The following is a 26,899-nucleotide window of genomic DNA, read 5'->3' as shown; positions in this document are numbered from 1 at the left end:
GCCCGCGCGCGCCCTGGGCTCTGCCTGCAGCGGATACGCCCCGGGCAGAAGGTGCGGCGCCCGGCCCGTCATCGCCCCGGCTACGGTGACGCGCGTGGACACCGTGCCGACGGCCGCCGGCCTCGACGCGGCCCTGCGGGCGCAGGCCGACGACGACGCCGCCGTCGGCTTGGCGCGCTACTTCCAGACCGGGCCCGGCGGCTACGGGGAGGGCGACCGCTTCCTCGGGCTCACGGTGCCCCGGGTCAAGGCGACGCTGCGGCCGTACCGCGCGCTGCCGCCCACCGAGCTCGAGACGCTCCTGGCCAGCCCGTGGCACGAGGTCCGCACCGCCGCGCTGGAGATCATGGCGCACCAGGCTCGGGTGGCCCGGACGCCGGAGGACCGCCGCCGGGAGCTGTTCGAGCTCTACCTGCGCCGGCACGACCGGATCGACAACTGGGACCTCGTGGACCGGGCCGCGCGCGACGTCGTCGGGCGCTGGCTGCTGGCCCACCCAGATGGCGGGGCCACGCTGGACCGGCTCGCCGCGTCCGCCGTCGTCTGGGAACGCCGCACCGCGATGGTCGCGACGATGGCGTACTCCGACGCCGGCCAGGTCGCCGAGGTGCTCCGGGTCGCGGAGCTCCTGGTCGACGACGGGCACGACCTCCTGCGCAAGGCCGTCGGCTGGCTGCTGCGCTGCGCGGGCGACGTCGAGCCGGCCGCGCTGCTCGGGTTCCTCGACGCGCACGCCGCGACCATGCCGCGCACCGCCCTGCGGTACGCGCTCGAGCACCAGGCCGGGGACGTCCGTCGCCACTACCTCGGTCTGCGGGCGCGCACCCGCTGACGCCCGTCGGCGCCGGCCGGCAGGTCGCCCCGCGCGGCCGGCGCCGTCGTCGGTCAGCCCGCGAGCGTGCCCGCGAAGACCTGCCAGGCCAGCAGCGACTTCGCCACGAGCGAGAGCGTGATGTACGTGCGCTCACCCACGAGGTAGTCCTTCCAGCGCCCGACCTGCTTGTACTGCAGCCACTGGACGATCGCGAAGATGTTGAAGAACACGAAGAGCGACACGACGATGCCGTACACGAACCCGGGCACCTCGCCCGTCCCCTCGTAGCCCGGGCGCAGGACGACGACCAGCAGGATCAGCAGCCACGGGATCGCGCCCGCGAAGCAGCCGAACCAGAACGGCAGGAAGCCGCGCTCGCCGGGCACCTCGTACTTCTCCTGGAGCCAGCCGAACAGGATCATGCAGGCGTTCACGGCGAAGATCGCGACGAGCGCGGTGACGTCGGCGATGCCGCAGACCTGCGCGATGAGCCAGATCATCACCGACGACGACAGCGAGTACTCCACCCAGCGGGCGTCGTTGCGCTGCTGGGCGAGGTCCGTGCCGTACCGGCGGAAGCCCGGCCCCGCGACCCACGCGTGCGCGAGCGCGCTGAGCACGAAGAAGAGCGCGACGCCCCACGCGAGTGGCACGTCCCACAGCGTCGTCGTGGTGAAGGCGTCGCTGCCGGGCGGGCCGTCGAGGTAGGAGGCCGTGACCGGCAGCGTGAAGTCGCTCGCCAGGACGACGACGGCCACGGCGGACGCGGCGTGCAGCACGCCCGCGCCGATGTTCCAGCGGCGCAGGTTCCTCAGCCGCTCGGCAGGGATCACGAGGGTCTCGCGGGTCGCCATGGCGCCTCCCGGGGTCTCCGACGACGGACCGCCCGCCGTTGGGCTCGAACCATGATCAGTCCTGGTGAGAGCGTCGCACGCTCGTGATCACCAACGACAGTGGTCGCCCGGATGATTCCCGGGACGCGGCGGCGGCGTCGGCAGGCCAGACGACGGCGTAGGCGGGCCAGGCGGCGACGGACGTCCCGGCTCCTGTCGCGCCGACCCCGGGAGAATCGGGGGATGCGGCTGATCCTCGTGCGCCACGGCCAGACGACTGCCAACGTCGCCGGGCTCCTGGACACCGCGCACCCCGGCGCCCACCTCACGGACCTCGGCCACGAGCAGGCGGCAGCCCTGCCCGCGGTGCTCGACGGCGCCACGATCGACGCCTTGTACGCCTCGTCGTTGGTGCGGACGCAGCAGACGGCCGCACCGCTCGCCGCGGCGCGCGGGCTAGACGTGCAGGTGCGGGACGGGCTGCGCGAGATCAGCGCGGGCGACCTGGAGATGCTCGGCGACGCGGCGTCGGTCGAGCGCTACCTCGCCACGAGCCTGGCCTGGGTGGCCGGCGACCACGACGCGGCCCTGCCCGGGGGCGAGACGGCCCCCGAGGTCCTCGCCCGTTTCGACGACGTGGTGACCGAGGCGGCCGCGTCGGGCGCCGAGACCGTGGTGATGGTCAGCCACGGCACGGTCATCCGGTCCTGGGCCGCCATCCGGGCCGGCATCCCCGCGGACGAGGCCGCGCGGTCGCGCCTCGGCAACACCGACGTCGTCGTGCTCGAGGGACACCCCGCCGAGGGGTGGCGCGCGCTCAGCTGGGCCGGTCGCTCGCTCTCCTGAGCGTCACGCCTTCGTCGACACCGCCTTGGTCGACACCGCCTTCGTCGACACCGTGACCGTGAACTTGGCGTTGCGGTCGGCCTGCCGGGTCGGGCCGACGAGCGTGGTGAGCACCGGCCGGTACTGCAGGTGCGAGTTCCAGACGACCCACAGCTCGCCGCCCGGGCGCAGCACCCGCGCGGCGTCGGCGAACAGGCGCCGGGCGATACCCGAGTGCACGGTGGTCCCGACGTGGAACGGCGGGTTCAGCACGACGAGGTCCACCGAGGCGTCCGGCACGCCCGCGGCGGCGACGTCCCGGGCGACGGTGACGCGGTCCGCGACACCGTTCGCCTCCGCGGTCGCCCTCGCCGAGGCGACGGCGGCCGCCGACTCGTCCGTCGCGGTCACGCGCAGCGCGGGCCGCGCCTGCGCGAGGCTCACGGCGAGCACGCCCGTACCGCAGCCGAGGTCGAGCGCCGTCTCGGCGGCCGGCGCCATCTGGTCCTCGCTCGCGAGCAGGAACCTCGTGCCGATGTCGACGCCCGTGCCGGCGAAGACGCCCCCGTGCGCCAGGACGGTGAGCCCGAGGTCGTCGTGCCGCTCGGCGGCCGGCCAGTCCGGCGCGGGGCGGTCCCCGGCCGGGCGCGGCGCGGCGGCGACGAGCACCCGGGACTTCTGCCGTGCGAGCCGGGCCTGCACGTCGGAGAACCATCGCCCGAGCACGTCGTTCATGCCGTGGGTCATGTGCTTGACCCGCCCACCGGCGTAGACCCGCACCTCGGGATGGGCGTGCGTCGCGATCGCCTCGGCCACCTCGTCGAGCTCGTCGAGCGAGGCGGGCAGCTGCCAGAGGACGACCCGGGCGCCCGCGAGCGCGCCGTCGTCGAGGAGGTGGGTCGTGAAGGTGCCGGACAGGCCGAGCCGCTCGGCGTTCGCGGTGAGGGCCTGCTCGCCGACGAGCCGGTCCTGGTGGGTCCGCACGCCCGTCACCCCGTGCAGGGCCACCGCACCGAGGGTCAGCGCCCCGTACCTGTCGCCGACGACGCAGACCGTGCCGGCCGGGGCCGTCGCGAGATCCGCGGCAGCCTCGTCGAGGATCAGGCGATCGGTCGCGTCGGCGGCGACGAGGTTGACCGCCTCGACGTCAGGGAAGCGGCGCAGGTCGTCGAACGAGAAGGTGGTCACCGGGCCATCGTCCCAGGCTCCGTCCGCGCGCCCGGCACCGGCCGCGCTCCCTCGCACGGACACCGGCCTAGAGGCCCGCCGACATGTTGACGAACCGGGAGTAGTGCAGCTGGCTCGAGACGACGATCGTGTCCGTCGGGCCGTTACGGTGCTTGGCCACGATGAGGTCGGCCTCGCCCGCGCGCGGGGACTCGCGCTCGTAGGCGTCCTCGCGGTGCAGCAGGATCACGACGTCGGCGTCCTGCTCGATGGCGCCCGACTCGCGGAGGTCGGAAAGCATCGGCTTCTTGTCGGTGCGCTGCTCGGCGCCACGGTTCAGCTGCGAGATCGCGATCACCGGCACCTCGAGCTCCTTGGCGAGCAGCTTGAGCGCACGGGAGAACTCGCTGACCTCCTGCTGGCGCGACTCGACGCGCTTGCCCGAGCTCATCAGCTGGAGGTAGTCGATGACCACGAGCTTGAGGTTGTGGCGCTGCTTGAGGCGGCGGCACTTGGCCCGGATCTCCATGAGCGACATGTTCGGCGAGTCGTCGATGAACAGCGGCGCCTGCGACAGCCGGCCCATCGTCGCCGCCAGCTTCTGCCAGTCCTCGTCGCGCATGGTGCCCTTGCGCATGTTCTGCAGGGGGACCTGGGCCTCCGCGGACAGCATGCGCATCGTGAGCTCGTTGCGGCTCATCTCCAGGGAGAACACGACGGACGTCTGCTGGTGCTTGATCGCCGCCGAGCGCACGAAGTCCGCCGCGAGCGTCGACTTGCCGATGGCGGGACGCGCGGCGACGACGATCATCTGGCCCGGGTGCAGGCCGTTCGTCAGCCGGTCGAGCTCGATGAAGCCGGTGGGCACGCCGATCATGCCCTCGCCGCGGTGCCCCGCGGCCTCGATCTCCTCCATCGTCCCGTTGATGATGTCGGCGATCGGCAGGTAGTCCTCGGACGACTTGCGGTCCGTGACCGCGTACACCTCGGCCTGCGCGCTGTTGACGATGTCCTCGACGTCGCCGCCGTCGGCCGCGTAACCCAGCTGCACGATGCGGGTGCCCGCCTCGACCAGGCGACGCAGCACCGCGCGCTCGCGCACGATGCGTGCGTAGTAGCCGGCGTTCGCGGCCGTCGGCACCATCGAGATCAGCGTGTGCAGGTACGGCGCCCCGCCGATGCGGGCGATCTCGCCGCGCTTGGTGAGCTCCGCCGAGACGGTGACGGCGTCAGCCGGCTCGCCGCGCCCGTAGAGGTCGAGCACGGCGTCGTAGATGAGCTCGTGCGCCGGGCGGTAGAAGTCCGGCCCGCGCAGCTGCTCGACGACGTCGGCGATCGCGTCCTTGCTGAGCAGCATGCCGCCGAGCACGCTCTGCTCGGCAGCGATGTCCTGCGGCGGCGTGCGGTCGAACCCGGGTTCGGGGCGGTTGAGCGAGAGGCCCCGTTCGAGTTCCTCGATGCTCATGCCTGCTGCACGCCCCCCACCGGGTCCGCCGGAATCGTCTCGAACTGATGTTCTCAGGCCCCTGCGACATCGCCAGGGACATCCCCCGCGATGCCGGCCTACCGGTGGTCCCGTCGAACTGCTGACCAGACCCTAGTGAGGTCCGGCGGCACCGCTCAACGCGGCACCCGCGCATCCTGTGCAGCGTCCTGTGGGCGGCTTGTGGGTGACGTGTGGACCCGTGCGGGAGGTCTTCCACAGGCTGGGAACAACGCTGTGGATATCGTGGGATGAAAGTGCCCGGCCCCCGCGTCGAGCACCGGATTCGCCGTGCACCGACTGTGGACAGGAACTCGTTGCCCGACCTCTCACCATCCGGACCGCCGGTCTCGCCACCAGGTGGACGGGCCCTCGACCGGCGCATCGTCGCGCTCGCCCTCCCGGCGCTCGGCGCCCTCGTCGCCGAGCCGCTCCTCGTCCTGATCGACTCCGCGGTCGTCGGTCACCTCGGCGCCGCCGAGCTCGCCGGCCTGGCCCTGGCGGGCACCGTGCTGACCACCGTCGTCGGGCTGTGCGTGTTCCTCGCCTACGCGACCACGGCGGGCGTGGCGCGGGCGCTGGGCGCGGGTGACCGGCGTCGGGCGCTGCGGCTGGGGGTCGACGGGACCTGGCTGGCGGTGATCCTGGGTGCGGTCCTGGCCCTCCTGCTCATGGCGGCCGCGGGGCCGGTGGTCGACGCCCTCGGTGCGCCCGACGACGTCCGCCCGCACGCCCTCGCGTACCTGCGCTGGTCCGCGCCCGGCCTGCCCGGGATGCTCGCCGTCCTCGCCGCCACGGGCGCGCTGCGCGGCCGCCTGGACACGCGGACGCCGCTGTGGGTCGCCGCCGGCGGCGCAGTGCTCAACGCCGGCCTGTCGGTCGGCCTGGTGCTCGGCGCCGGGATGGGCGTGGCCGGCTCGGGCCTGGGCACCGCGATCGCCCAGACGGCGATGGCGGCGGTCCTCGTGCCGGTGGTCGCGGCCGGGGCGCGCACCGACGACGTCGGGCTGCGGCCCTCCTGGGCCGGGCTGCGGTCGGCGACCCGGGCGGGCGTCCCGCTCCTGCTGCGCACCGTCTCGCTGCGCGCGGGCATCCTGCTGGCCGCGTGGGTGGCCGCCGGCCTGGGCACGGCCGCCCTCGCCGGGCACCAGGTGGTGATGGCCGTCTGGAGCTTCGCCGCGTTCGCGCTGGACGCGCTGGCGATCGCCGCGCAGGCGCTCGTCGGGCAGGCGCTGGGTGCGGGGGACCGGGCGACCGCCCGGGTGGTGCTGCGCCGCACCCTCACCTGGGGCGTGGGTGCGGGCGCGGTCCTGGGTCTGGTCCTCGCGGCCGGGTCGGGCGTGGTCGGGCCGCTCTTCTCGCCCGACGCCGCGGTGCACGACGCCGTCGCCCCCGCGCTGCTGGTCGTCGCCGTCGGGCTGCCGATGGCCGGCTGGACGTTCGTGCTCGACGGTGTGCTCATCGGCGCCGGGGACGGGCGCTTCCTCGCCTGGGCGGGCGTGGCCACGGTGGCGGCGTACGCGCCGGCGGCTCTCGCCGTCCGCGCCCTGGCCCCCGACGGCGCCCGGGGCCTCACGTGGGCCTGGCTGGCCTACGCAGGGATCTTCATGGGCGCGAGGGCCCTGACGACGGGCCTGCGCTCCCGCACGGACGCCTGGGCCCGCCTCGGCGCCTGACCGCCGGCCAGCCCGCCCAGCCGCGCCCCTCCGCCGAGAACGAGGGTTTGCCGCGACGACGAGGGTTCGGACCCCTCGTACTGGCGCCAATCCCTCGTTCTCGCGGCAGGACGGGGAGCCGCAGATGCGCGGAGGCCCGGTCCCCTCGGGGACCGGGCCTCCGTCAGTCTCGCCAGGCTCAGGCCTGGGGCACCACGCGGACGTCGATCTGCGCGGTCACGTCCTCGTGCAGGCGGACCTGCACCGTGTGGTCGCCGAGCGACTTGATCGCCTGGGCGATCTCGATCTTGCGGCGGTCGAGCTTCGGCCCACCGGCGGCGGCCACGGCCTCCGCGATGTCCGCCGTCGTCACCGCACCGAACAGGCGGCCCGACGCGCCGGCCTTGGCCGGGACGACGACCGGGGCGGCCTGGAGGCGGTCCTTGACGGCCTTGGCGTCGTCGAGGGTCGCGATCTCGCGGGACTTGCGCGCCCGGCGGATCGCCTCGACCTGCTTGGCCGCACCCTTGGTCCACGCCGTGGCCAGGCCGCGGGGGAACAGGTAGTTGCGGGCGTAGCCGTCCTTGACCTCGACGATGTCGCCGGGGGCGCCGAGGCCGGTGACCTCGTGCGTCAGGATGATCTTCGTTGCCATGTCAGGGGCCCCCGATCAGCGAGCGGAGCTCGAGTAGGGGAGGAGCGCCATCTCGCGGGCGTTCTTCACGGCCCGCGCGATCGCGCGCTGCTCCTGCACGGAGACACCGGTCACCCGGCGCGCGCGGATCTTGCCGCGGTCCGAGATGAACTTCCGCAGCAGCGCGGTGTCCTTGTAGTCGACCGCCTCGATCTTCGCGACCTTCAGCGGGTTCTGCTTCTTCTTGGGCTTGCGGACGACCGGCTTGGCCATCGTGAGTACTCCTCGGGGTACTGCGGGTCGGCCGCTCGGGCCGTCCCGGCTCAGTCAGTAGGTGTCGATCGGGCGTCCGTCGGACGCCCGTCGAGGCTCGATCAGAACGGGGGCTCGTCCATGGCCGCGCCGCCGCCAGGGGCGGGCGTGGCCCACGGGTCGTTGTCGAAGCCGCCGCCACCACCGGAGGACGCGCCGCCGCCGAAGCCGCCACCGCCGCCGCCGCCCGAGCGCTGGGCCCGGGTGACCTTCGCGGAGGCGTACCGCAGCGAGGGGCCGACCTCGTCGACCTGGAGCTCGACGACGGTGCGCTTCTCGCCCTCACGCGTCTCGTACGACCGCTGGACGAGCCGGCCCTGGACGATGACGCGGGTCCCCTTGGTCAGGGACTCGGCCACGTTCTCGGCCGCCTCGCGCCAGATCGAGCAGCGCATGAACAGCGTGTCGCCGTCCTTCCACTCGTTGCTCTGGCGGTCAAACGTGCGCGGCGTGGACGCGACGGTGAAGTTCGCGACCGCGGCGCCCGACGGCGTGAAACGCAGCTCGGGGTCCCCAGTGAGGTTCCCGACCACCGTGATGACGGTGTCACCAGCCATTGCGGCTCTCCTCGGTTCGGTGAGGCGTTGGTGGAGTTCTGATCTGTGGCTCGGCTGAGGTCAGCGAGCGTCGGGGCGCAGGATCTTCGTCCGCAGCACGGCCTCGTTGAGGCGCAGCTGACGGTCGAGCTCCTTGGCGGTGTCCGGCGTTGCGGTGAAGTCGACCACCGCGTAGATGCCCTCGGACTTCTTCTTGATGTCGAAGGCAAGGCGCCGGCGTCCCCAGATGTCCACCTTGTCGACGGAGCCGCCGGCAGTGGTCACCACCGAGAGGTACTTGTCGAGGGACGGGGCGACGGTGCGCTCCTCGATCTCAGGGTCGAGGATCACCATCATCTCGTACTGACGCATGCGGGTACCCACCTCCTCTGGTCTAGGCGGTCACGGTCTTTCCGTGACAGGAGGGTCGTGCGTCGTCGTGCCTGGGGCCCGCGGTGATCGGCACCGCACTACCCAGGCAGCGACCGCCCATCGTACAGGGTCGGCCGGGCGCTGCCGCGCGCGTCCCCAGGCGGGCTTCCGGGGCGGCGGCCCGGCCCCGCGGGACCGTGACCGCCGACGCGCGGGTCAGCCGCCCGCGCCCGGTTCGACCGGCGGCGGCGACGGGTCCCCGCCCCCGCCCCCGCCCCCGCCTCCGCCGGCGGGCCCGGTGGACACGACGATCGTCACGGTGCTGCCGGGCGGGGCAGTGCCACCGGACGGGTTCTGGGAGATGACGTCGCCGGCGGCGATGGCGTCGTCGGCCGCCTGCTGGACCGTCACGGCGAAGCCTGCGCCCGTCAGCCGGGAGCGCGCGTCCGCCTCCGAGAGCCCGACGACGTTCGGCACGTCCGTCTCCCCCGGTCCGGTGGAGACGACGATCGTCACGGCGCTGCCCTGCTCGGCCTCCCCGCCGCTCGGGTTCTGGCTGACGACCACGCCGACCGGCACGGTCGGGTCCGCCGCCTGCTGTGCGCTCACCGTGAAGCCGGCGGTCTGGAGCTGCGACGTCGCCTCGGCCTCCGGCAGCCCGACGACGCTCGGCACCGGCACCATCGGCGGCGTGTTCGGCTCGCCGACGTCGGCACGCGGCGGGAACTGCAGCACCTCGCGACCCTCCATCGCCCGCGTCATGTACGCGGTCCACAGGTCCAGCGGCGCCGAGCTACCCGTGATCTGGCCGTTCACGTACGGCCCGAACGGCGTGATCGTCTCCGCGACGGGCTTGCCGTCCGCGTCGACGCCCGCCTGGTACATCGCGACGGCCGTCGTGAGCTGTGGCGTGAAGCCGATGAACCAGGCGGACCTGTTCTCGTTCGAGGTGCCGGTCTTGCCAGCCACCGGGTGGCCCACGGCCTGGGCCTTCTCGCCGCTGCCGCGCTCGACGACCTGGGTGAGGGCGTACGTGGTGTCAGCCATGACGTCGGCGGCGAACACCTGCTCGCTCTCGTGGCCGTTCTCGTACGCGACGTCGCCGTCGGGGTAGGTGACCTGCTCGACGATGTACGGCTCGGTCCGCACGCCCTGGTTCGCGAACGTGTTGTAGGCCTGCGCCATGTCGAGCGGGTTCGGCGACGACGTACCGAGCACGTTCGACGGCACCGCCTGGTTGTCGAACAGCGAGCAGTCCTGCTCGGCGCGGGCCCAGCTCGCGCACACGCCCGCCCGGGTCGCGGCGTCGAGCGTCTTGTCCGGCCCGACCTCGACGTTCATCGCCCCGTAGACGGTGTTGACGGAGTTCGCGGTCGCCGTGACGACGTCGATCTCGCCGAAGCTCTGGCCGTTCCCGCGCCCGAAGTTCTGCAGCGGCTCGGCGGCGTACCCCGGGATGACGATGTTCGAGTTGCCGTTGTACTTCGACTTCAGCGAGCCGCCGTTCTCGAGGTAGGCGACGAGCGCGAACGGCTTGAACGTCGAGCCGGCCTGCATCGTGTCCTGCGTGACGGCGTTGCGGGACTGGCTGATGAAGTCCGGGCCGCCGTAGAGCGCACGGATGGCGCCCGTCGCCGGCTCGAGCGTGACGAGCGCGGTGCGCAGGTTCGGCGAGTGGTCCGGCGGGACGGCCGCGACCGACTCGACGGCCATCTGCTGCAGGGCGGGGTCGATGGTCGTCACGATCCGGTAGCCGGTCTGGTCGAGCTCCTCCTCGGTGAAGCCCTCGGCGACGAGCTCCCGGCGGACCATGTCGAGCAGGTAGCCGGGCGGGCCGGCGTACGTGTCGGGCTTGGTGAACTCGACGGTCTGCGGGTAGACGAGCGCGTCACGCTCGGCCTGCGTGAGCGTGCCGGTCGTCACCATGCCGTCGACGACGTAGTTCCAGCGACGCTCCGCGTTCTCCGGGGAGATCCGCGGGTCGAAGTTGTTGGGCGACGGGATGAGGCCCGCGAGCAGCGCACCCTGCGAGACGTCGAGCTGGGCGGCGGGGATCCCGAAGTAGGCCTGGGAGGCGGCCTCGATGCCGTACGCGTCGCGACCCCAGTAGATGGTGTTCATGTAGTTGGACAGGATCTCGTCCTTGTCCTCCACCCGCGCCAGCTTCACCGCGAGGAACGCCTCGCGGATCTTGCCGGGGATGTCGGTCGTGGTCTGACCCACGTAGTACCGCTCGGCGTACTGCTGGGTGATCGACGAGCCGCCCTGCGTGTCCTGCCCGGTGACGTTGAGGTAGAGCGCGCGCACGATGCCGGCCGGGTTGATGCCCGGGTTCTCGTAGAACGTGCGGTCCTCCGCGGCGACGACGGCGTCCTTGACGTGCTGCGGGATCTGGTCGCTCGCGATGATCGTGCGGTTCTGCTCGGCGAACCGGCCCATCGGCGTCGTGCCGTCCGCGTAGTAGACGGTCGTCGTCTGGAACTCGGCGAAGTCCGACGGGTCGGGGATGTCGACGCTCTGGTACGCCCAAACGAACGCGCCCACCACCAGCGCGACGAGCACCAGGAACGTCCCGCCGACCAGCCGCCACGACGGGAGCCAGCGACGGACGCCCGTCTTCCCCTGGCGCGGGTAGTCGATCAGCCGACGGCGGCCCGACCCCGCGCCCCCGCCGCGTCCGGCCGCGGCGCCACCGGCCGCGCGTCGTCCGCCCGTCCCGGAACCGCCCCCGGAGCGCGAGCCCCCGGAGCGCGAGCCGCCCCCGGCGGAGCCGGCCGCGCGTCGTCCGCCGGCCGCGCCGGAGGAGGCGCGCGAGGCGCCGGTGGGGGAGTACGACGGCGGGGTCGCCCCGCCGCCCATGACGCTGCGTCGCTGGGGGCCGGGGTGACCGGTCCCGCGAGTCGGGTCGCTCGGTGTCACGAGTGCCTTCCGTCAGCCGGGTGCGCGCCGGCAGGGTGGCCGGCCCAGTGATCAGGGTACGGACCGGCCCTGTGCGAGGCGCGTCGGGTTCCGTGAGGCCCGGTGAAGACCTTGTAGGAGTTCGCCCGCCGGCGCGGGGCGCGGGGAACGCAGTTCACCGGGTGTTTGCGTGCAGGGCGGCACACGTCTAGCATCCCCTGATGTATCGAACTGATACATCAGTCCGTTGGGTCGTTCCGATACTTGACTGTCCGACAGCCCGTACCGACCGACCCGACACCAACCCGGAGGCAGCGTGCGCAGTCGTTCCGACGTGCTCGAGCTGGCGATCCTCGGCCTTCTCGCCGAGACGCCCATGCACGGGTACGAGCTGCGCAAGCGACTCAACCTGCTGCTGGGGTCCTTCCGCGCACTCTCGTACGGCTCGCTGTACCCAGCGCTGAAGACCCTAGCCGACCGTCACCTCATCGTGGGGGCGGACGGACCGCAGACGCCGCCGCCGCACGCCCTGTCGGGCAAGCGGGCGCGGATCGTCTACCAGCTCACCGCCGAGGGCAAGGAGCACCTCGGGGAGATGCTGGCGACGGCGGGCCCGTCGTCGTGGGAGGACGAGCACTTCGGGGTGCGGTTCGCGCTGTTCGCCCAGACCGACGCCGAGACTCGGCTGCGGATCCTGGAGGGCAGGCGGACGCGGCTGACCGAGCGGCTGGAGCAGGTGAGGCAGTCGGCGACCCGCACGCGGGAGCGCATGGACGCCTACACGCTCGAGCTGCAGCGGCACGGCCTGGAGCAGGTGGAGCGCGAGGTCAAGTGGCTCGACGGGCTGATCGACAACGAGCGCGGCGCCTGGCGTCGTGCCGACGAGAAGGGGCTCGGTCGCTCGACCGGCCCCGACACCGCTGACGGCGCACCCGCGTCGCAGCGCTGAGAGATCTGAAGGAGCGAGATGAGTTCCATCCGCGTCGCCATCGTGGGCGTGGGCAACTGCGCAGCATCGCTGGTGCAGGGCGTCCACTACTACGCGGACGCCGACCCGCAGAGCAAGGTCCCGGGCCTCATGCACGTGCAGTTCGGCCCGTACCACGTCAAGGACATCGAGTTCGTCGCTGCGTTCGACGTCGACGCCAAGAAGGTCGGCTTCGACCTCTCCGAGGCGATCGCCGCCAGCGAGAACAACACGATCAAGATCGCCGACGTGCCGCCGCTCGGCGTCACCGTGCAGCGTGGCCACACGCTCGACGGCATGGGCAAGTACTACTCGCAGACCATCGAGGAGTCCGACGCCGAGCCCGTCGACGTCGTGCAGGTCCTGAAGGACAACAAGGTCGACGTCCTCATCTCCTACCTGCCGGTGGGCTCCGAGGAGGCCGACAAGTTCTACGCGCAGTGCGCGATCGACGCCAAGGTCGCCTTCGTCAACGCGCTGCCCGTCTTCATCGCCTCCGACCCCGAGTGGGCCGCGAAGTTCGAGGAGGCCGGCGTCCCGATCGTCGGCGACGACATCAAGTCCCAGGTCGGCGCGACGATCACGCACCGCGTGCTCGCCCGCCTCTTCGAGGACCGCGGCGTCATCCTCGACCGCACGTACCAGCTGAACGTCGGCGGCAACATGGACTTCAAGAACATGCTCGAGCGCGAGCGCCTGGAGTCCAAGAAGGTCTCGAAGACCCAGGCCGTGACCTCGAACCTCCACGACGGCCCGCTGGCCGGCAAGAAGGAGGACCGCAACGTCCACATCGGCCCGTCGGACTACGTCGCGTGGCTCGACGACCGTAAGTGGGCGTACGTGCGCCTCGAGGGCCGCGCGTTCGGCGAGGTGCCCCTGAACCTGGAGTACAAGCTCGAGGTCTGGGACTCCCCGAACTCGGCCGGCATCATCATCGACGCGCTCCGCGCGGCGAAGATCGCCAAGGACCGCGGCATCGGTGGCCCCATCCACGCCGCTGCCACGTACTTCATGAAGTCCCCGCCGATCCAGATGGAGGACACCGAGGGCCGCGAGCGGCTCGAGAAGTTCATCCGCGGCGAGGTGGAGCGCTGACGCTGTCGTCGGACACGGCGCGGCGCCGGGCTGACGCTCGGCGGGTGACTCGCTCCACACGCTGAGCGTGCTCGACCCGGGGCCCGGGTCCCTCCTCCGGGAGGGACCCGGGCCTTTCTCACGCCCACGGGCACGCCCCACCGAGGGCCGCCCCCCGCGGCGCTGCCCCCGACCCCGGCGGGCGGAAGGCTCCGGACGGAAGGCTCCGACCGGTATGCGAACGGAAGTCTCCGGCGCGACGGTCGCGCGCCCGCCGCGCGCCCGGGGGTGCACAGGGAGCCGTCGTCGTGGGTCGTCCACCGGGCGGGCGGGCCGGTGGCGGCGAGGCAGACGTCAGCCCCGACGCTCGGCGTGTGCGCCTCTCCCGCGACCTCGTCACCGCCCTCGCGACGCCGCACGACGGCGTCCTGACCCGCGCACAGCTCCGTGCAGCGGGTGCAGACGACTCGTGGATCACCCGACGCGTCGAGGCCGGGGACTGGCAGCGCCTGCACCGCGGCGTCTTCGCCACGTTCTCCGGGCCGGTGCCGTGGATCACGAGCGCCTCGGCCGCCCTCGCGTACGCGGGCGAGGGGGCGGCGCTGAGCCACCGTTCAGCGGCTCGGCTGCTCGGGTTCACCGCGAGACCGCCGCGCGTCGTCGACGTGACCGTCCCGGAGTCGCGCCGTGTGACGCCGACCGACGGCATCGTCCTCCACCGGCGCACGACCATGCCGGCAGTCGGGGGACGGCCACCACGCACGCTGGGCGCAGACACCGTCCTGGACCTCGTGGCGGCTGCGCGCGACGTCGACGACGCGGTGGGCTGGCTCTGCGCGGCCGCCCGCGCCGGCGTCCCTCCGGGTGCCGTCGCAGGAGCCGCGTCCCGGCGAGGTCCGTTCCCCAGGCGCGGGCTCCTGCTCGAGCTCGTCGCCGAGGTGGCCGCCGGAATCGAGTCACCGCTGGAGCGGCGCTATCACGGCGACGTCGAACGGCGGCACGGTCTCCCGTGCGCTGTGCTCCAGCGCCGCGACGTCGTCGGCGGTCTCTGGATCCGCGCCGACTGCGTCTACGAAGGGCTCGGCGTGCGCGTCGAGCTCGACGGCTGGCTCGGCCATCCCGGCGCACGCACCGACGCCGACACATGGCGCGACAACGCCGTCCTCCTGGCACGCGGGGACCTCACGCTGCGGTACCGCTGGCGGCACGTCACGGTCACACCCTGTTCGACGGCGACGCAGGTGGCGGCAGCGCTCGCGGCCCGCGGATGGTCGGGGAACCCGCGTCCCTGCGGCCGCACCTGCGTGGTGGCCAGGTGAGCGAGTCTCTCCGCTCGGAGACCTCCACCCGCCAGGCGAGCGGAGGTCTCCGAGCGGAGCGGCCATCCCTGCTACTCGGCGACCGTCCAGGCGATCAGGCCGTCCCAGACCGTGCCGGGCTCGCCCGGACGCCAGTCGGCCGGTGCGGGCTCGAGGAGCCGGGACCCGCCCGTGGTGAGCTCGTGCGCGGTGAGCGTGGCCGCCCCGCCCTCGCCGGTGCAGCCCGGGGAGGCCTGGACGTACGCGACTCCGTCCACCACGCGCACGTCGAAGGAGTTCTCCCCGGCCTCCGGCCGCTGCAGCGCCTGGAACCCGTCGGGGGTCCACAGGTCCACACCGGTCCAGCAGCCGTAGGGGCCACCGGTCTCGGAGCTGAACGCCACGACGCCGTCGCGGACCGCGATGCCCTCGCCGGCGCTCGGCAGCGGGTCCCCCTCGGCGAGGGTCCGGACCTCCGCGACCGACAGCACCCGGGCACCGTCCAGGTCCACCTGCACCAGGACCGGGTGGTAGTCCCACTCGGTCCCGCCGACGTCGAGGCCGCCGTCGGTGAGCATCGACGCGTCGAGGCACAGCGCGAGGAACGACTGCTCGCCCAGCCAGCCCACCGGCGAGCACACCTTGCCGGGCACGGCATACCCCAGCTGCGCACTCGCCCCGCCGTCCGCCGCCGAGAGAGTGAACGTGTCCGCGTACTCGATGCTGATCCCACGGCCGGACGGGCTGCGCGGCACGTCCAGCGAGGTGTCGGGCGGCCAGATCGCGTCGCCCTCACGCTCGGTGAACGCCCGGGTGCGCAGGTCGTAGGTCGCGGCCATGAGGTCCTGGTCCGGCCGCTGCTCCAGGTACCCGGCAGTCAGGGTGTCGACGACGACGTCGACCGTCGGGCTGCCCGCCCGCCACGCGACCGGGTACACGTTGGCGTCGGCGTCGAACTTGCCGACCAGGAAGTGCGTGCCGTCCGGCGCGACCAGGAACATCGCGTTGACCAGCACGTCGAACTCGGCGTCGATCCCGGCGTCCGCGTCGTGGCGCGACGGCCGGTGCACCGTCACGAGCCAGCCCGGGCCCGTCTGCTCGAGCAGGCCGTCGGGCAGCTCGTAGTAGGTCGGCAGCCCGGGCTCGTCGATCGGCTCCCCGAGCACGACGTCGTCGGTGCCGTCGTCGTCCGGCGTCGGGACGACCGGCTCCTGGGTCGCCGGCGGCGGGTCGGGCTGGTTCATCCTGTCGAGGCCGAACCAGCCCACGGCGACCAGGGCGGCCACGACCGGGACGGCCACGGCCCCCTCGCGCACGTGGCGGGCCGTCCGGCCGCGGCGCACCCGCGAGCGCAGGCGGGCCAGGTCACCGGCGTCGGGGGTCAGGCCGTCCAAGGACTGCGAGCGCTCACCCACCGCGCCCCACATCAGGTCACCGAGGTCACGCGTCATGACGCACCTCCTTCCGGGTCGACGTTCGTCGGGGGATCGGGCCGGCGGCGACGGCCGGCGTCACGGGCAGCTGCTCGGCCACCTCCGCGTCCAGCGCAGCGGTGAGCGCGGCGACGCCGTCGGACAGGTAGCGCTTCACGGCGCCCTCCGACAGCCGCAGCAGCTGCGCCGTCTCACGCGTGGACAGGTCCTCCATGTGCCGAAGCACGACGCACGCGCGCTCCCGCGGGCTCAGCAGCGCGAGCGCCGCCTCGACCTCCGGCGCCAGCCCGACGCTCGGCGGCTCGACGGCCGTCGCCGCCGCCAGGCCGATCTGCCGGGCGAGCGCCTTGCGCTCGCTGCTGCGCCGCCGCCCCGCGTCGACGAACCTCGACGCGACGGCCCGGCGCACGTACGCCTCGGCCTGGCCCTCGGTCGCGAACCGGGCCCGGCCCGAGAACGTCGCGACGAGCGCGTCCTGGACGAGGTCCTCCGCGTCGACCCGCGTGCCGGTCAGCAGCATCGCGTACGCCACCAGTCGCGGGTATCTGTGCGCGACCACGTTCTCGAGCAATGGTTCCCACTGGCTCATGCCCACACCCTTCCGTCGACACAAGAACGGAGGTGGGTGATCTTGAGGTTGGGGTCAGCCGCGCGCCGCGTCCCGACGGCGGAGCACCACCTTGCGCAGCTCCTCCAGCCAGAGCACGGCGCTCGCGAGCACCAGGCACACCAGCCACTGGTCGGCCGACAGGGCCACGGTGCCGAACGCGTGCTGGAGGAACGGCACGTGCACGACGGCGACCTGCAGCCCGGCCGCGAGCGCCACCGCCCCCCACAGCCAGCGGTTGTGCGTGCGCGTCAGCGCCGAGTGCTCGCCCGAGCGCGCGTTGAACGCGTTGAACAGCTGCGCCAGGACGAGCACGGTGAACGCGGCGGTCCGGGCGAGGTCCACGCCGTCGTCGCCCTCGACGAGGCCGCCCGGCAGGTGGATGTCGATGGCGAGCAGCGACACCACCGCCATGACGGCGCCGATCCACAGGACGTCGCCCCACATCCGCGCGTCGATGACGCGCTCGGTCAGCCGCCGCGGCGGCCGCGCCATGACGTCCTCGGTCTGCGGGTCCACGCCCATCGCGAGCGCCGGCCCGGTGTCCGTGAGCAGGTTGATCCACAGGATCTGGGTGGCGAGCAGCGGCACCACGACCACCTCGCCGTGCCCGGCCAGCCCGAGCACCCCCGCGAGGACCACGCCCAGGAAGACCGTGAGCACCTCGCCCATGTTCGAGCTGAGCAGGTACCGCAGGAACTTCTTGATGTTCGCGAAGATGCCGCGGCCCTCGCGCACGGCGGCCACGATCGTGGCGAAGTTGTCGTCGGCCAGGATCATCGCGCCGGCCTGCCGGGTCACCTCGGTCCCGGTGACGCCCATGGCGACGCCGATGTCGGCGGACTTCAGCGCCGGGGCGTCGTTGACGCCGTCGCCGGTCATCGCGACGACCAGGCCGTCCGCCTGGAGCGCGTCGACGATCCGCAGCTTGTGCTCCGGCGACACCCGCGCGAACACCGACGTGGTCCGCACGACCTCGCGCCAGCCGTCGTCGTCGAGCGCGTCGAGCTCGAGCCCGGTCGCGGCCCGGGCGCCGTCGGGCACGATGCCGAGGTCGGTCGCGATGCGCAGCGCCGTGCGCGGGTGGTCGCCGGTGATCATGATCACCCGGATGCCGGCCCGCCTGGCGGCCGCGACGGCGTCGCGCGCCTCCGGCCGCGGCGGGTCGATGATCCCGACGACGCCGCACCACACCAGCTCCTGCTCGAGCTCCGCCTCGAGCACGTCTCCGTCGAGGTCGACGACGGCGTCGGGCGCGAGCTCGGTGACCCGGACCGCGACGCCGAGCGTGCGCAGCGCCTGCCCGGACATCTCCTCGACGGCCGCGAGGACGGCGGCGCGCCGCGCGTCGTCCAGGGGGACCGCGTCGTCGCCCACGAGCACCTGGGTGCAGCGCCCGAGCAGGACGTCGGGCGCGCCCTTGGTCACCACGGTGACCCCGACGGCGCCCTCGACGTCGACCACCGGCTCGACGGGCGCCTCGATGCTCGACATCAGCTTGCGCTCGGACGTGAACGGCACCGCCGCCACCCGCCGCGAGCGCGCGAGCCGCGCCTCGCGCAGCCCGTCGAGCTTGCGCTCGGCGACGAGGAAGGCGCCGTCGGTCGGGTCGCCCTCGAGCGCCCAGGTCCCGTCGGGCTCCGCGCGCAGGACGGCGTCGTTCGCGGCGCTGCCGCCGGCGAGCACCGCGGCGACCTCCGCGCGCAGCGCACCGCCCTCGGCAAGGTCGGTGCCGTCGTCGGCGAGCACCGCGCCGACGGGCGCGTACCCGGCCCCCTCCAGCCGCACCGACCCCGACGCCGTCACCACGCGCACGAGCGTCATCTCGTTCTGGGTGAGCGTCCCCGTCTTGTCGGAGCAGATCACCGACGCCGACCCGAGCGTCTCCACCGAGGCCAGCCGCTTCACGATGGCGTTGCGCCCGGCCATCCGCTGCACCCCGACGGCGAGCACCACCGACAGCACGGCCGGCAGCCCCTCGGGCACCGCGGCGACCGCGAGCGAGACGCCCAGCAGCAGCACGGTCACGTAGTCCGCGGCGGTCTGCAGGTCGGAGATCAGCAGCACGGTCACCACGACGACGATCGCGATGACCACCACCGCGATCCCGAGCATCCGCCCGACGCCGGACACCTCGCGCTGCAGCGGCGTCGGCTCCTGCTCGGTCTCGGCGAGGAGCTGCGCGATCTTGCCGGTCTCCGCGGCCATGCCGGTCGCGGTCACGACGGCGCGGCCGGACCCGCGGGTCACCGCCGTCCCGCCGAAGGCCATGTTCGTGCGGTCGCCGAGGGCCGTCGGACCGGCGAGGGGCGCCGTCTGCTTCGCGACCGCCTCGCTCTCGCCGGTCAGCGCCGCCTCCGCGACCTGGAGCGAGGAGACCTGGACCAGCCGCGCGTCGGCGGGCACGGTGTCGCCCTCCGCGAGCACGAGCAGGTCACCCGGCACCACCTCGCGCGCGGGCACGCGCCGCTGCTCGCCGCCCCGGACCACCGACGCCGTCGGTGCGCTGATGCGGGCGAGCGCCGCGACGGCGTCCTCGGCCTTGCGCTCCTGCGCGACGCCCAGCACCGCGTTGGCGACGACGATCACCGCGATCACGACGGCGTCGACGGGCACCCCCTCCGCGCCCTCGGCCAGCCACGCCCCGACGGACACCGCGACGGCCACGAGCAGCAGCACGACGAGCGGGTCGCGCAGCTGCGCGAGCAGCCGGCGCCACGTCGGCACGGGCGGGTCGGCGCGCAGCTCGTTCGGGCCGTGCTCGGCCAGTCGGCGGGCGGCCTCGTCGGGAGACAGGCCGGTGGTGAGGTCGCTGCCGAGGGCAGCGGCGACGTCGTCGCGGTCGGTGAGCCAGGGGTCGAGAAGCCGGTGCTTGCTGCCGTCGTCGCGTGGCATACGACCATCCTGCCCCTGGGTTCCCGGCGGAGCGGCAGGTCCTGGCCGCGACGTCCCGGTGGCGGGTGCCCCGGATCTGCGGCACGGTCGGGCGCGGGGGTGAGGACCATGGGGGACGGACGACCCGCACCGCCGAGGGGCCCGATGCGCGCCCTCCTGCGCGCGCCGCTCCTCCTGTACCGCTGGCGCCTCGGGTGGCTGCTCGGCGGTCGCTTCCTGCTGCTCGAGCACGTGGGCCGCGTGTCGGGCGCCACCAGACGGACCGTGCTCGAGGTCGTGGACCGCGGCGCGGAGGGGCACGTCACGGTCGCGTCCGGATGGGGCCCGGGATCGCAGTGGTACCGCAACCTGCGCGCGCACCCCGAGGCCACGATCCAGGTCGGGCGCCGCCGCACCCCGGTCACCGCGACCTTCCCCGACGCCGACGACGTCGCCCCCGCCCTCGCGCGGTACGCCGGGCGGCACCCGCGGGCGGCGCGGGCGCTCTTCCGGTACATGGGCGCCGGTCCGGTCGACGGCAGCCCCGAGAGCCTGCGCGCGGCCGCCCACCACATCCCGTGGGTGCGCTTCGTCCCTCGTCCGGGCGACTAGCCTGCGCTGGTGAGCACCGACCGGCCCGCCAGGGACCAGGCATGAGCGTCCTGTCGGACCTGCGGACCGTCGCCGTCCACCGCGACTTCCGCAAGCTCTTCGCCGTCCGCCTGGTGTCCCAGTGCGGCGACGGCATGTTCCAGGCCGGGCTCGCCACGCTGTTCTTCTTCCAGCCCGAGCGCATGGCGACGGCCGGCGACGTCGCCGTGGCGTTCGCGGTCCTGCTGCTGCCCTTCACGGCGGTGGCGCCCTTCGCCGGACCGCTCCTGGACCGGTGGCGTCGCCGGCAGGTGCTGCTCCTCGGCAACGCGGTGCGCGTGCCGCTCACCCTCACGCTCGCCGTGCTCATGGCGACCGTGGGCATCACGCCTGCGGTCTACGTGCTGGCGCTGCTGACGCTCGGCGTCAACCGGTTCCTGCTCGCGGCGCTGTCGGCCGGCCTCCCCCACGTCGTCCCCCGCCCGCAGCTGCTCATGGCCAACACCATCACCCCGACGCTCGGCGCGGTGTCCGCCGTCGTCGGCGCGGGCCTGGGCGTCCTGCTCTCCCGGGTGACGCCGGAGGGCGCGGTGCGGGACGGCATCGTGCTCGCGGTGGCGGCGGTGTTCTTCGCGGGCGCCAGCGCACTGGCGCTGCGGCTGGGCCGCGACCAGCTCGGGCCGGAGCGTCGCTCGCTCAGCCTGTGGCGCGACGTCGCCGCCACGGCGGCGGACCTGGTCGACGGCGCCCGCTGGCTGGTCCGCCGCCGCACCCCCGCGCTGGGCCTGGGTGTCATGGGCGTGCACCGGTTCCTGTACGGCGTGAACTTCATCGCGCTGATCCTGATGTCGCGGAACCTGCTGTCCGACCCGGCCGACGCCGACGCCGGCATGGCGACGTTCGCGCTGCTCGCGGGCGTCTCGTTCGCGGGGAACGGGCTCGCCATCGTGCTCACACCGATCGCGCACGAGCGGATGCGTCCCGCGACCTGGGTGGCCGTGTGCCTCGGCGTCGGCGTGGTGAGCCAGGCGCTGCTCGCGGTGTCGCACGCGTACGGCGTCGTCGTGGTGTCCGCGGTGCTGCTGGGGCTCTCGGTGCAGGGCGCCAAGATCGCCGTCGACACGATCGTGCAGCGCGACACCGACGACGACTACCGCGGCCGCGCGTTCTCCCTGTACGACATGCTCTACAACGCGGCGTTCGTCGGTGCCGCGGCGCTGGCGGCGGTGGTGCTGCCCGACGCCGGCTGGTCGGCCGCGGTGTTCGCCGCGCTGGCGGTGACGTACGGCGCGACGTCGGTGACCTACCTCCGCGCGAACACGGCCGCGGAGTCCCGCCTGGGCACCCCCACGGACTGACCCCTCTCACCGCGCGTCCGGCCCGTCCCGCGCCCTCGGCCGCCCGGCCCCCGCGACGAGGTCGAAGGTTGTGGCCGAGATCGAGGGTCCGGACGCTCGACCTCGGTCGCAACGTTCGACCTCGCGGGGTGCGGGGGGAGTGGGCGCAGGCCGGGGGTTGCTTCCGTGGCCTGGAACGCGTAATACTCCATTCCGAGTATACGGAGGTGAGTATGTCGCGTTCCTCGTCGAGCAACCCGCTCGCGCTGGCCGTGCTGGCCACGCTGATCGAGGAGCCGATGCACCCCTACCGCATCACCCAGGTGCTGCGCGGCCGCGGCAAGGAGCACAGCATCCGGCTCAACTGGGGGTCGCTCTACTCCGTCATCGCGTCGCTGGAGAAGAACGGGCTCATCGAGGCCCAGCGCGCCGAGCGCGAGGGCGCCCGCCCGGAGCGCACCGTCTACGCGATCACCGACGCCGGCCGCGCCAAGGCGATGGGCTGGCTCCGCCGGATCCTCGAGGTGCCCGCCAAGGAGTACCCGGACTTCGAGGCGGGCCTCTCGCTCATCGGCCTGCTCACGCCGGAGGAGTCGCTCGCGCTGCTGCGCCGCCGGCTCGAGCTGCTCGACGCGCGGATCGACGAGCTCGCCGAGGCGGCCCGGTACCCGCTGCCCGAGGTCTTCCTCGTGGAGAACAACTACGAGCTCGCGATGGTGCGCGCGGAGCGCGTCTTCGTCGCGGACCTCGTCGACCGGCTCGAGCGCGGCGCCGTCGGGGGGCAGGCGCTGTGGGCGGAGATGCACCGGCGCCTGGCGGCCGGCGAGGAGGTCGGCGACCTGCTCGCGGACTACGAGGGCCATCTCACGGCGGAGGGAGCCCCACCCCCAGCACCGTGAACCAGAGCTCTCCGCCGAGACCCTCGGGGGAGAAGAAGTGGTGGCCCGGGTGCGGCAACACCCGAGCCACCGAAGTCACGAGCCGACCGCGAAGGCACGCACCCGAGACCCCACCTCATCGTATCCGCGTGCCTTCCTCCGGCGGCTCACCACCCAGGAGGAACCCATGGCACCACCGCACACCACCGGCCCGACGACGGCGCTCCTCGCCGACGCGCTGGTCAAGACCTACCGCTCCGGACGGCGGACGCCGCCCGTCCGCGCGCTCGACGGCCTGTCGTTCGAGGCCGAGCCCGGCACCGTCTTCGGGCTGCTCGGCCCCAACGGCGCGGGCAAGTCGACGACCGTCAAGGTGCTCTCGACGCTCACCAGGCCCGACGCCGGCCGCGCCGTCGTCGCGGGCGTCGACGTGCTGCGCCACCCCGAGAAGGTGCGCCGCGCCATCGGGCTCGTGGCGCAGCGACCCGTGAGCGACCCCATGCACACCGGCCGCGAGAACCTCGTCCTCGCGGCGCGGCTGCAGGGGATGTCGGGGCGCGACGCGCGGGCGCGCGCCGACGAGCTGCTCGACCGCTTCGGCCTCGTCGACGCCGGCGCGCGGCTCGCGAAGACCTACTCGGGCGGCATGGCCCGCAAGCTCGACGTCGCCATGGGCCTGGTGCACCGGCCGCGCGTCCTCTTCCTCGACGAGCCGACGACGGGGCTGGACCCCGAGGCACGTGCGCAGATGTGGGCCGAGCTGGAGGCGGTGACGCGCGCGGAGCTCACCACCGTGCTGCTCACGACGCACTACCTCGAGGAGGCCGACCGGCTCGCGCGGCGGCTCGCCATCGTCGACCGCGGGCGCGTCGTCGCCCACGGCACGCCTGACGAGCTGAAGGACGACCTGCGCGGCGACGCCGTCGTCGTGCAGGTCGGCCGCGAGACGGGCGACCCGTCGGCGGTGGCGGCCGCGCTGCGCACGCTCGAGCGGGTGCCGGACCTGCGCGACGTGACGTCGTCGGGCCGGACCGTGCGTGCGCGGGCCGACCGCGGCGGCGCAGCCCTGCCGCACGTCCTCGCGGCGCTCGACCAGGCCGGGATCCAGGTCGCGGCCGCCAGCGTCGCGCGCCCGAGCCTCGACGACGTCTACCTGCGCCACACCGGCCGCACCCTGGACGAGGAGGTGGCCGCGTGACCGCCGTCGTGCACACCGCGCTGCTCACCGGGCGGAACCTGCGGGCCTTCGCTCGGATGCCCGTCTACCTCTTCATGAACCTGGTGCAGCCGATGATGTGGCTGCTCCTGTTCGGGGCGCTGTTCGAGAACGTCGTGCGGCTTCCGGGCTTCGGGGAGGCGGCGGCGCCGTCCTACCTGGAGTTCCTGACGCCGGGCGTCGTCATGATGATGACGCTCTTCGGGAGCGCCTGGGCCGGCACGGCGTTCGTCGAGGACATGAGCCGGGGCGTCATGGACCGGTTCCTCGCCTCCCCGACGAGCCGCGGCGCGCTGGTGGTCTCGACGCTCGCCTACCAGTCGGTCCTCGCGGTGCTCCAGACGGTCGTCGTGCTCGCGGTCGCGTGGCTCGCGGGCGCGCGGCTCGACGGCGGGCCGGCCGGCATCGCGCTCCTGCTGCTGGGGGTGGTGCTGCTGACGTCCGCGCTGTCGGCGATGTCGAACGCCGTCGCGCTGCTCACCGGCACGCAGGAGGCGCTGATCGGGATCTCCCAGCTGGTCGGCCTGCCGCTGATGTTCGTGAGCTCGGCGATCATGGACACGCGGCTGTCGCCCGCGTGGGTCGGGGACGTGGCGCGGTTCAACCCGTTCGAGTGGGCCGTCGTCGTCGGCCGCGAGGCCCTGTCGGACGACCGTGACCTCGGCGCGCTCTGGGGCCACGTCGGCCTGCTCGCCGCCCTGGCGGTGGTGCTCACCTGGCTGGCCACCCGCGCCTTCCGCGCGCACCAGCGCTCCTCCTGACCGGGTCGCAGCGCCGGCCGCGGGCACCCACCGCCGCTGATGGGACGGGAGTGACCCGTGTGACGGGTGAGCCGTCACACGGGTCACCCTGACCACATCGGTCACAGGAGCGGCGGTGGGTGTCCGCGCGGCGCGTCGGACGGCGGGACAGCGGCGGTCCGGCGCCGGGCCGCCGGTCAGGACTCGCGGGCTGCCCGTCAGGACTCGCGGGCCGCCGGTCAGGACTCGCGGGCTGCCCACCACTCGCGCAGGGCCGCCTCGCTCTCCTCCGCCGGGCGCGGGCCCAGCTCCATGCGGCGGTCGAGGAGGAACCGGTACGCCTCGCCGACCTCGCGGCCCGGGCCGATGCCGAGGATCGCCATGATCTGCTGCCCGTCCAGGTCGGGCCGGATCGAGGCCAGCTCCTCGGCCTCGCGCAGCTCGGCGATCCGCGCCTCGAGGTCGTCGTAGGCGTGCCAGAGCCGCTCCGCCTTGCGGCGGTTGCGCGTGGTGCAGTCCGAGCGCGTGAGCCGGTGCAGCCGCTCGAGCAGCGGGCCGGCGTCGGTCACGTAGCGGCGCACGGCCGAGTCGGTCCACTGGCCCTCGCCGTAGCCGTGGAACCGCAGGTGCAGCTCGGTCAGGCGCGCGACCGCCTGCACCGTCTCCTTGTCGAAGCGCAGCGCCTTCAGCCGCCGCGCGACGAGCTTCGCCCCGACCACCTCGTGGTGGTGGAAGCTCACGCCGCCCCCGCCCTCGAAGCGCCGGGTGGCGGGCTTGCCGACGTCGTGCAGCAGGGCGGCGAGCCGCAGCACCAGGTCGGGCCCGGGCACGGGACCCGTCGGCGCCTCCACCGTGCCGGTCTCCAGCGCGATGGCCTGCGCGAGCACCGTGAGCGAGTGCTGGTAGACGTCCTTGTGCCGGTGGTGCTCGTCGATCTCCAGGCGCAGGGCCGGCAGCTCCGGCAGCACGTGGTCCGCGAGGCCGGTGTCGACGAGCGCCTCGAGCCCGGGCCGCGGATCCGCCGCGAGCAGCAGCTTGGTGAGCTCGTCGCGCACCCGCTCGGCGGACACGATCTCGATCCGGCCGGCCATCGACGTCATCGCCTGGCGCACGTCGTCGTCGAGCCGGAAGCCCAGCTGGGCGGCGAAGCGCGCGGCGCGCATCATCCGCAGCGGGTCGTCGTCGAACGACTGCACCGCGCCCACGGGCGTGCGCAGCCGCCGGGCCGCGAGGTCCGCGAGCCCGCCGAACGGGTCGACGAACGTCAGCGCCGGCAGCCGCACCGCCATCGCGTTGACCGTGAAGTCGCGCCGCGAGAGGTCGCCCTCGAGGGTATCCCCGAACGCCACCACCGGCTTCCGGGAGGCCGGGTCGTACTCGTCGGTGCGGTAGGTGGTCACCTCGACGACGACGTCGGCGCTCGCCCCGGTCCCGTCGCCCGCCCCGCGCGCGAACCGGCGCGCACCGATGGTGCCGAACTCGCGGCCCATGTCCCAGTGCGCGTCGCCCCAGCGGGCGAGGATCGCCTCGGTCTGGTCGGGCGTGGCCGAGGTCGCGAAGTCGAGGTCGTTGCTCGTCCGGCCCAGGAACGCGTCACGCACCGGCCCGCCGACGAGCGCCAGCTCGTGCCCGGCGGCCGCGAAGGCCTCCCCGAGCTCGATGGCGGCGGGCGCGAGCCCGGCGAGCACGCCGAGGGCCCGGCGCTGCAGCGCGGCGAGGGTCGGCGCGGGCTGCTGGGCGTCGGCGGCAGGGCGGGAGTCGGCAGGCACGGTTCCCCATGGTCCCAGATGCGGTCGTTACAGTGTCGGCATGTCGAGCGTCCTGCCCGAACCCGGCGGTGGGCCCGTGCCCACGCCGCCCGGCGGGCACGCGCTGCACCTCGAGCGGGCCCGTTCCCCGCGCTCCCGGCACCTGCCGGTCGTCGAGGAGACGTCGGCGGGGGGACTCGTCGTCGTCCGCGAGCGCGGAGAGGTGCACGCGGCCGTCATCGCCCGCCGCAACCGGGCCGGCCGCCTCGAGTGGTGCCTGCCGAAGGGGCACCTCGAGGGCGAGGAGACGCCCGAGGAGGCCGCCGTCCGCGAGATCGCCGAGGAGACCGGCATCCGCGGTCGCGTGGTGCGCGCGCTCGGCACGATCGACTACTGGTTCACCGGCGACGACCGCCGCGTGCACAAGGTGGTGCACCACTTCCTGCTGCACGCGACCGGCGGCGAGCTCACGGTGGCGGGTGACCCCGACGGGGAGGCGGAGGACGTGGCGTGGGTACGCCTGGTCGACCTCGACGAGCGGCTCGCCTACCCGAACGAACGCAGGCTCGCCGCCGCCGCCGGCGTCGTGCTCGCCGAGTGCGGATGA

Annotated in this window: 24 protein-coding genes; 12 read left to right on the top strand and 12 right to left on the bottom strand. The window is 73.7% G+C overall.

All coding sequences use genetic code 11. The features are described 5' to 3' along the window. Nucleotides 1-94: 94 nt before the first annotated feature. Complete coding sequence (locus AFE02nite_RS16530; RefSeq protein ID WP_186814594.1) at nt 95-832, top strand: DNA alkylation repair protein; 738 nt, start codon at nt 95-97, stop codon at nt 830-832. Nucleotides 833-885: 53 nt separating this feature from the next. Here the strand turns inward: AFE02nite_RS16530 and heR are convergent, their stop codons facing one another. Beyond that, complete coding sequence (heR, locus tag AFE02nite_RS16525; protein WP_052113928.1) at nt 886-1,668, bottom strand: heliorhodopsin HeR; 783 nt, start codon at nt 1,666-1,668, stop codon at nt 886-888. Between the two features lie 222 nt (nt 1,669-1,890). Here heR and AFE02nite_RS16520 point away from each other — a divergent pair, with 222 nt between their 5' ends. Continuing rightward, nucleotides 1,891-2,493, top strand: coding sequence for a histidine phosphatase family protein (locus AFE02nite_RS16520; RefSeq protein WP_034247891.1), 603 nt, complete (start codon nt 1,891-1,893; stop codon nt 2,491-2,493). A gap of 3 nt (nt 2,494-2,496) precedes the next feature. Here AFE02nite_RS16520 and AFE02nite_RS16515 read toward each other — a convergent pair whose 3' ends face one another. Further along, nucleotides 2,497-3,660 (bottom strand): class I SAM-dependent methyltransferase, encoded by a 1,164-nt coding sequence (locus AFE02nite_RS16515; RefSeq protein ID WP_034247890.1) that lies wholly within the window; start codon nt 3,658-3,660, stop codon nt 2,497-2,499. Nucleotides 3,661-3,727: 67 nt separating this feature from the next. After that, complete coding sequence (gene dnaB / locus AFE02nite_RS16510) at nt 3,728-5,104, bottom strand: replicative DNA helicase (RefSeq protein WP_146820056.1); 1,377 nt, start codon at nt 5,102-5,104, stop codon at nt 3,728-3,730. 335 nt (nt 5,105-5,439) lie between these two features. Here dnaB and AFE02nite_RS16505 point away from each other — a divergent pair, with 335 nt between their 5' ends. Further along, on the top strand, nt 5,440-6,798 hold the full coding sequence (locus AFE02nite_RS16505; protein WP_261765681.1) for an MATE family efflux transporter: 1,359 nt from the start codon (nt 5,440-5,442) through the stop codon (nt 6,796-6,798). A gap of 178 nt (nt 6,799-6,976) precedes the next feature. On the opposite strand, the gene rplI is transcribed toward AFE02nite_RS16505, so the two are convergent. The 5 genes from rplI to AFE02nite_RS16480 form a co-directional block, all read right to left on the bottom strand. Beyond that, nucleotides 6,977-7,432: a 50S ribosomal protein L9 gene (gene rplI / locus AFE02nite_RS16500; RefSeq protein ID WP_034249369.1), complete on the bottom strand. Its 456-nt coding sequence runs from the start codon at nt 7,430-7,432 to the stop codon at nt 6,977-6,979. A gap of 15 nt (nt 7,433-7,447) precedes the next feature. Next, complete coding sequence (gene rpsR / locus AFE02nite_RS16495; protein ID WP_034249367.1) at nt 7,448-7,684, bottom strand: 30S ribosomal protein S18; 237 nt, start codon at nt 7,682-7,684, stop codon at nt 7,448-7,450. A 101-nt stretch (nt 7,685-7,785) separates the two neighbouring features. After that, the gene (locus AFE02nite_RS16490; RefSeq protein ID WP_034249365.1) at nt 7,786-8,280 is read right to left on the bottom strand and encodes a single-stranded DNA-binding protein; all 495 of its coding nucleotides are present in this window, start codon (nt 8,278-8,280) and stop codon (nt 7,786-7,788) included. A 60-nt stretch (nt 8,281-8,340) separates the two neighbouring features. Then, the gene (rpsF, locus tag AFE02nite_RS16485; RefSeq protein ID WP_034249363.1) at nt 8,341-8,631 is read right to left on the bottom strand and encodes a 30S ribosomal protein S6; all 291 of its coding nucleotides are present in this window, start codon (nt 8,629-8,631) and stop codon (nt 8,341-8,343) included. A 216-nt stretch (nt 8,632-8,847) separates the two neighbouring features. After that, the gene (locus AFE02nite_RS16480) at nt 8,848-11,490 is read right to left on the bottom strand and encodes a transglycosylase domain-containing protein (protein WP_146820054.1); all 2,643 of its coding nucleotides are present in this window, start codon (nt 11,488-11,490) and stop codon (nt 8,848-8,850) included. 355 nt (nt 11,491-11,845) lie between these two features. Here AFE02nite_RS16480 and AFE02nite_RS16475 point away from each other — a divergent pair, with 355 nt between their 5' ends. From AFE02nite_RS16475 to AFE02nite_RS16465, 3 genes are all read left to right on the top strand, one after another. Further along, a complete protein-coding gene (locus AFE02nite_RS16475; protein ID WP_034245636.1) occupies nt 11,846-12,478 on the top strand; it encodes a PadR family transcriptional regulator in 633 nt (210 codons plus the stop codon). A gap of 18 nt (nt 12,479-12,496) precedes the next feature. After that, the gene (locus AFE02nite_RS16470) at nt 12,497-13,591 is read left to right on the top strand and encodes an inositol-3-phosphate synthase (protein ID WP_034245638.1); all 1,095 of its coding nucleotides are present in this window, start codon (nt 12,497-12,499) and stop codon (nt 13,589-13,591) included. Nucleotides 13,592-13,944: 353 nt separating this feature from the next. Further along, nucleotides 13,945-14,889, top strand: coding sequence for a type IV toxin-antitoxin system AbiEi family antitoxin domain-containing protein (locus tag AFE02nite_RS16465; RefSeq protein ID WP_052113629.1), 945 nt, complete (start codon nt 13,945-13,947; stop codon nt 14,887-14,889). A gap of 71 nt (nt 14,890-14,960) precedes the next feature. On the opposite strand, the gene AFE02nite_RS16460 is transcribed toward AFE02nite_RS16465, so the two are convergent. Genes AFE02nite_RS16460 through AFE02nite_RS16450 form a run of 3 tightly spaced genes read right to left on the bottom strand, consistent with a single transcriptional unit; the run spans nt 14,961 to nt 19,803 of the window. After that, nucleotides 14,961-16,319, bottom strand: a complete 1,359-nt coding sequence (locus AFE02nite_RS16460) for a hypothetical protein (RefSeq protein ID WP_034245640.1) — start codon at nt 16,317-16,319, stop codon at nt 14,961-14,963. Further along, complete coding sequence (locus AFE02nite_RS16455; RefSeq protein ID WP_146820052.1) at nt 16,309-16,890, bottom strand: RNA polymerase sigma factor; 582 nt, start codon at nt 16,888-16,890, stop codon at nt 16,309-16,311. Before AFE02nite_RS16455 ends, AFE02nite_RS16460 begins: the two co-directional genes overlap by 11 nt. 54 nt (nt 16,891-16,944) lie before the next feature. Continuing rightward, a complete protein-coding gene (locus AFE02nite_RS16450; protein ID WP_146820051.1) occupies nt 16,945-19,803 on the bottom strand; it encodes a cation-translocating P-type ATPase in 2,859 nt (952 codons plus the stop codon). A 144-nt stretch (nt 19,804-19,947) separates the two neighbouring features. Here AFE02nite_RS16450 and AFE02nite_RS16445 point away from each other — a divergent pair, with 144 nt between their 5' ends. The 5 genes from AFE02nite_RS16445 (at nt 19,948) to AFE02nite_RS16425 (ending at nt 24,565) form a co-directional block, all read left to right on the top strand. Further along, nucleotides 19,948-20,394 carry a nitroreductase family deazaflavin-dependent oxidoreductase gene (locus AFE02nite_RS16445; RefSeq protein WP_261765680.1) on the top strand — a complete coding sequence of 149 codons (447 nt, stop codon included), beginning with the start codon at nt 19,948-19,950 and terminating at the stop codon, nt 20,392-20,394. A 41-nt stretch (nt 20,395-20,435) separates the two neighbouring features. After that, nucleotides 20,436-21,731, top strand: a complete 1,296-nt coding sequence (locus AFE02nite_RS16440; protein ID WP_034245655.1) for an MFS transporter — start codon at nt 20,436-20,438, stop codon at nt 21,729-21,731. A 212-nt stretch (nt 21,732-21,943) separates the two neighbouring features. Beyond that, nucleotides 21,944-22,609 carry a PadR family transcriptional regulator gene (locus AFE02nite_RS16435; RefSeq protein WP_034245656.1) on the top strand — a complete coding sequence of 222 codons (666 nt, stop codon included), beginning with the start codon at nt 21,944-21,946 and terminating at the stop codon, nt 22,607-22,609. Nucleotides 22,610-22,775: 166 nt separating this feature from the next. Continuing rightward, nucleotides 22,776-23,786 (top strand): daunorubicin resistance protein DrrA family ABC transporter ATP-binding protein, encoded by a 1,011-nt coding sequence (locus AFE02nite_RS16430; protein WP_034245658.1) that lies wholly within the window; start codon nt 22,776-22,778, stop codon nt 23,784-23,786. Then, the gene (locus AFE02nite_RS16425) at nt 23,783-24,565 is read left to right on the top strand and encodes an ABC transporter permease (protein ID WP_034245660.1); all 783 of its coding nucleotides are present in this window, start codon (nt 23,783-23,785) and stop codon (nt 24,563-24,565) included. Before AFE02nite_RS16430 ends, AFE02nite_RS16425 begins: the two co-directional genes overlap by 4 nt. Before the next feature lie 218 nt (nt 24,566-24,783). Here AFE02nite_RS16425 and AFE02nite_RS16420 read toward each other — a convergent pair whose 3' ends face one another. Next, on the bottom strand, nt 24,784-26,313 hold the full coding sequence (locus AFE02nite_RS16420; protein ID WP_034245662.1) for a CCA tRNA nucleotidyltransferase: 1,530 nt from the start codon (nt 26,311-26,313) through the stop codon (nt 24,784-24,786). A gap of 40 nt (nt 26,314-26,353) precedes the next feature. Between AFE02nite_RS16420 and AFE02nite_RS16415 the strand changes: the two genes are divergently transcribed. Then, complete coding sequence (locus AFE02nite_RS16415) at nt 26,354-26,899, top strand: NUDIX hydrolase (RefSeq protein ID WP_146820050.1); 546 nt, start codon at nt 26,354-26,356, stop codon at nt 26,897-26,899.

The organism is Actinotalea fermentans, from assembly GCF_007991475.1.
In the GTDB taxonomy this organism is placed as follows: Bacteria; Actinomycetota; Actinomycetes; order Actinomycetales; family Cellulomonadaceae; genus Actinotalea; species Actinotalea fermentans.
Note: the sequence above shows the minus strand (reverse complement) of the source record. Positions and strands in the feature narration are given on the sequence as shown.

Coding starts and splice junctions, on each gene's coding strand:
- heR (WP_052113928.1), bottom strand. CDS start 1,668: ATGGCGACCCGCGAGACCCTCGTGATCCCTGCCGAGCGGCTGAGGAAC.
- AFE02nite_RS16480 (WP_146820054.1), bottom strand. CDS start 11,490: ATGGGCGGCGGGGCGACCCCGCCGTCGTACTCCCCCACCGGCGCCTCG.
- AFE02nite_RS16450 (WP_146820051.1), bottom strand. CDS start 19,803: ATGCCACGCGACGACGGCAGCAAGCACCGGCTTCTCGACCCCTGGCTC.
- AFE02nite_RS16440 (WP_034245655.1), top strand. CDS start 20,436: ATGAGCGTCCTGTCGGACCTGCGGACCGTCGCCGTCCACCGCGACTTC.
- AFE02nite_RS16445 (WP_261765680.1), top strand. CDS start 19,948: ATGCGCGCCCTCCTGCGCGCGCCGCTCCTCCTGTACCGCTGGCGCCTC.
- rpsF (WP_034249363.1), bottom strand. CDS start 8,631: ATGCGTCAGTACGAGATGATGGTGATCCTCGACCCTGAGATCGAGGAG.
- rplI (WP_034249369.1), bottom strand. CDS start 7,432: ATGGCAACGAAGATCATCCTGACGCACGAGGTCACCGGCCTCGGCGCC.
- AFE02nite_RS16460 (WP_034245640.1), bottom strand. CDS start 16,319: ATGACGCGTGACCTCGGTGACCTGATGTGGGGCGCGGTGGGTGAGCGC.
- AFE02nite_RS16490 (WP_034249365.1), bottom strand. CDS start 8,280: ATGGCTGGTGACACCGTCATCACGGTGGTCGGGAACCTCACTGGGGAC.
- AFE02nite_RS16430 (WP_034245658.1), top strand. CDS start 22,776: ATGGCACCACCGCACACCACCGGCCCGACGACGGCGCTCCTCGCCGAC.
- dnaB (WP_146820056.1), bottom strand. CDS start 5,104: ATGAGCATCGAGGAACTCGAACGGGGCCTCTCGCTCAACCGCCCCGAA.
- AFE02nite_RS16415 (WP_146820050.1), top strand. CDS start 26,354: ATGTCGAGCGTCCTGCCCGAACCCGGCGGTGGGCCCGTGCCCACGCCG.
- AFE02nite_RS16520 (WP_034247891.1), top strand. CDS start 1,891: ATGCGGCTGATCCTCGTGCGCCACGGCCAGACGACTGCCAACGTCGCC.
- AFE02nite_RS16455 (WP_146820052.1), bottom strand. CDS start 16,890: ATGAGCCAGTGGGAACCATTGCTCGAGAACGTGGTCGCGCACAGATAC.
- rpsR (WP_034249367.1), bottom strand. CDS start 7,684: ATGGCCAAGCCGGTCGTCCGCAAGCCCAAGAAGAAGCAGAACCCGCTG.
- AFE02nite_RS16470 (WP_034245638.1), top strand. CDS start 12,497: ATGAGTTCCATCCGCGTCGCCATCGTGGGCGTGGGCAACTGCGCAGCA.
- AFE02nite_RS16435 (WP_034245656.1), top strand. CDS start 21,944: ATGTCGCGTTCCTCGTCGAGCAACCCGCTCGCGCTGGCCGTGCTGGCC.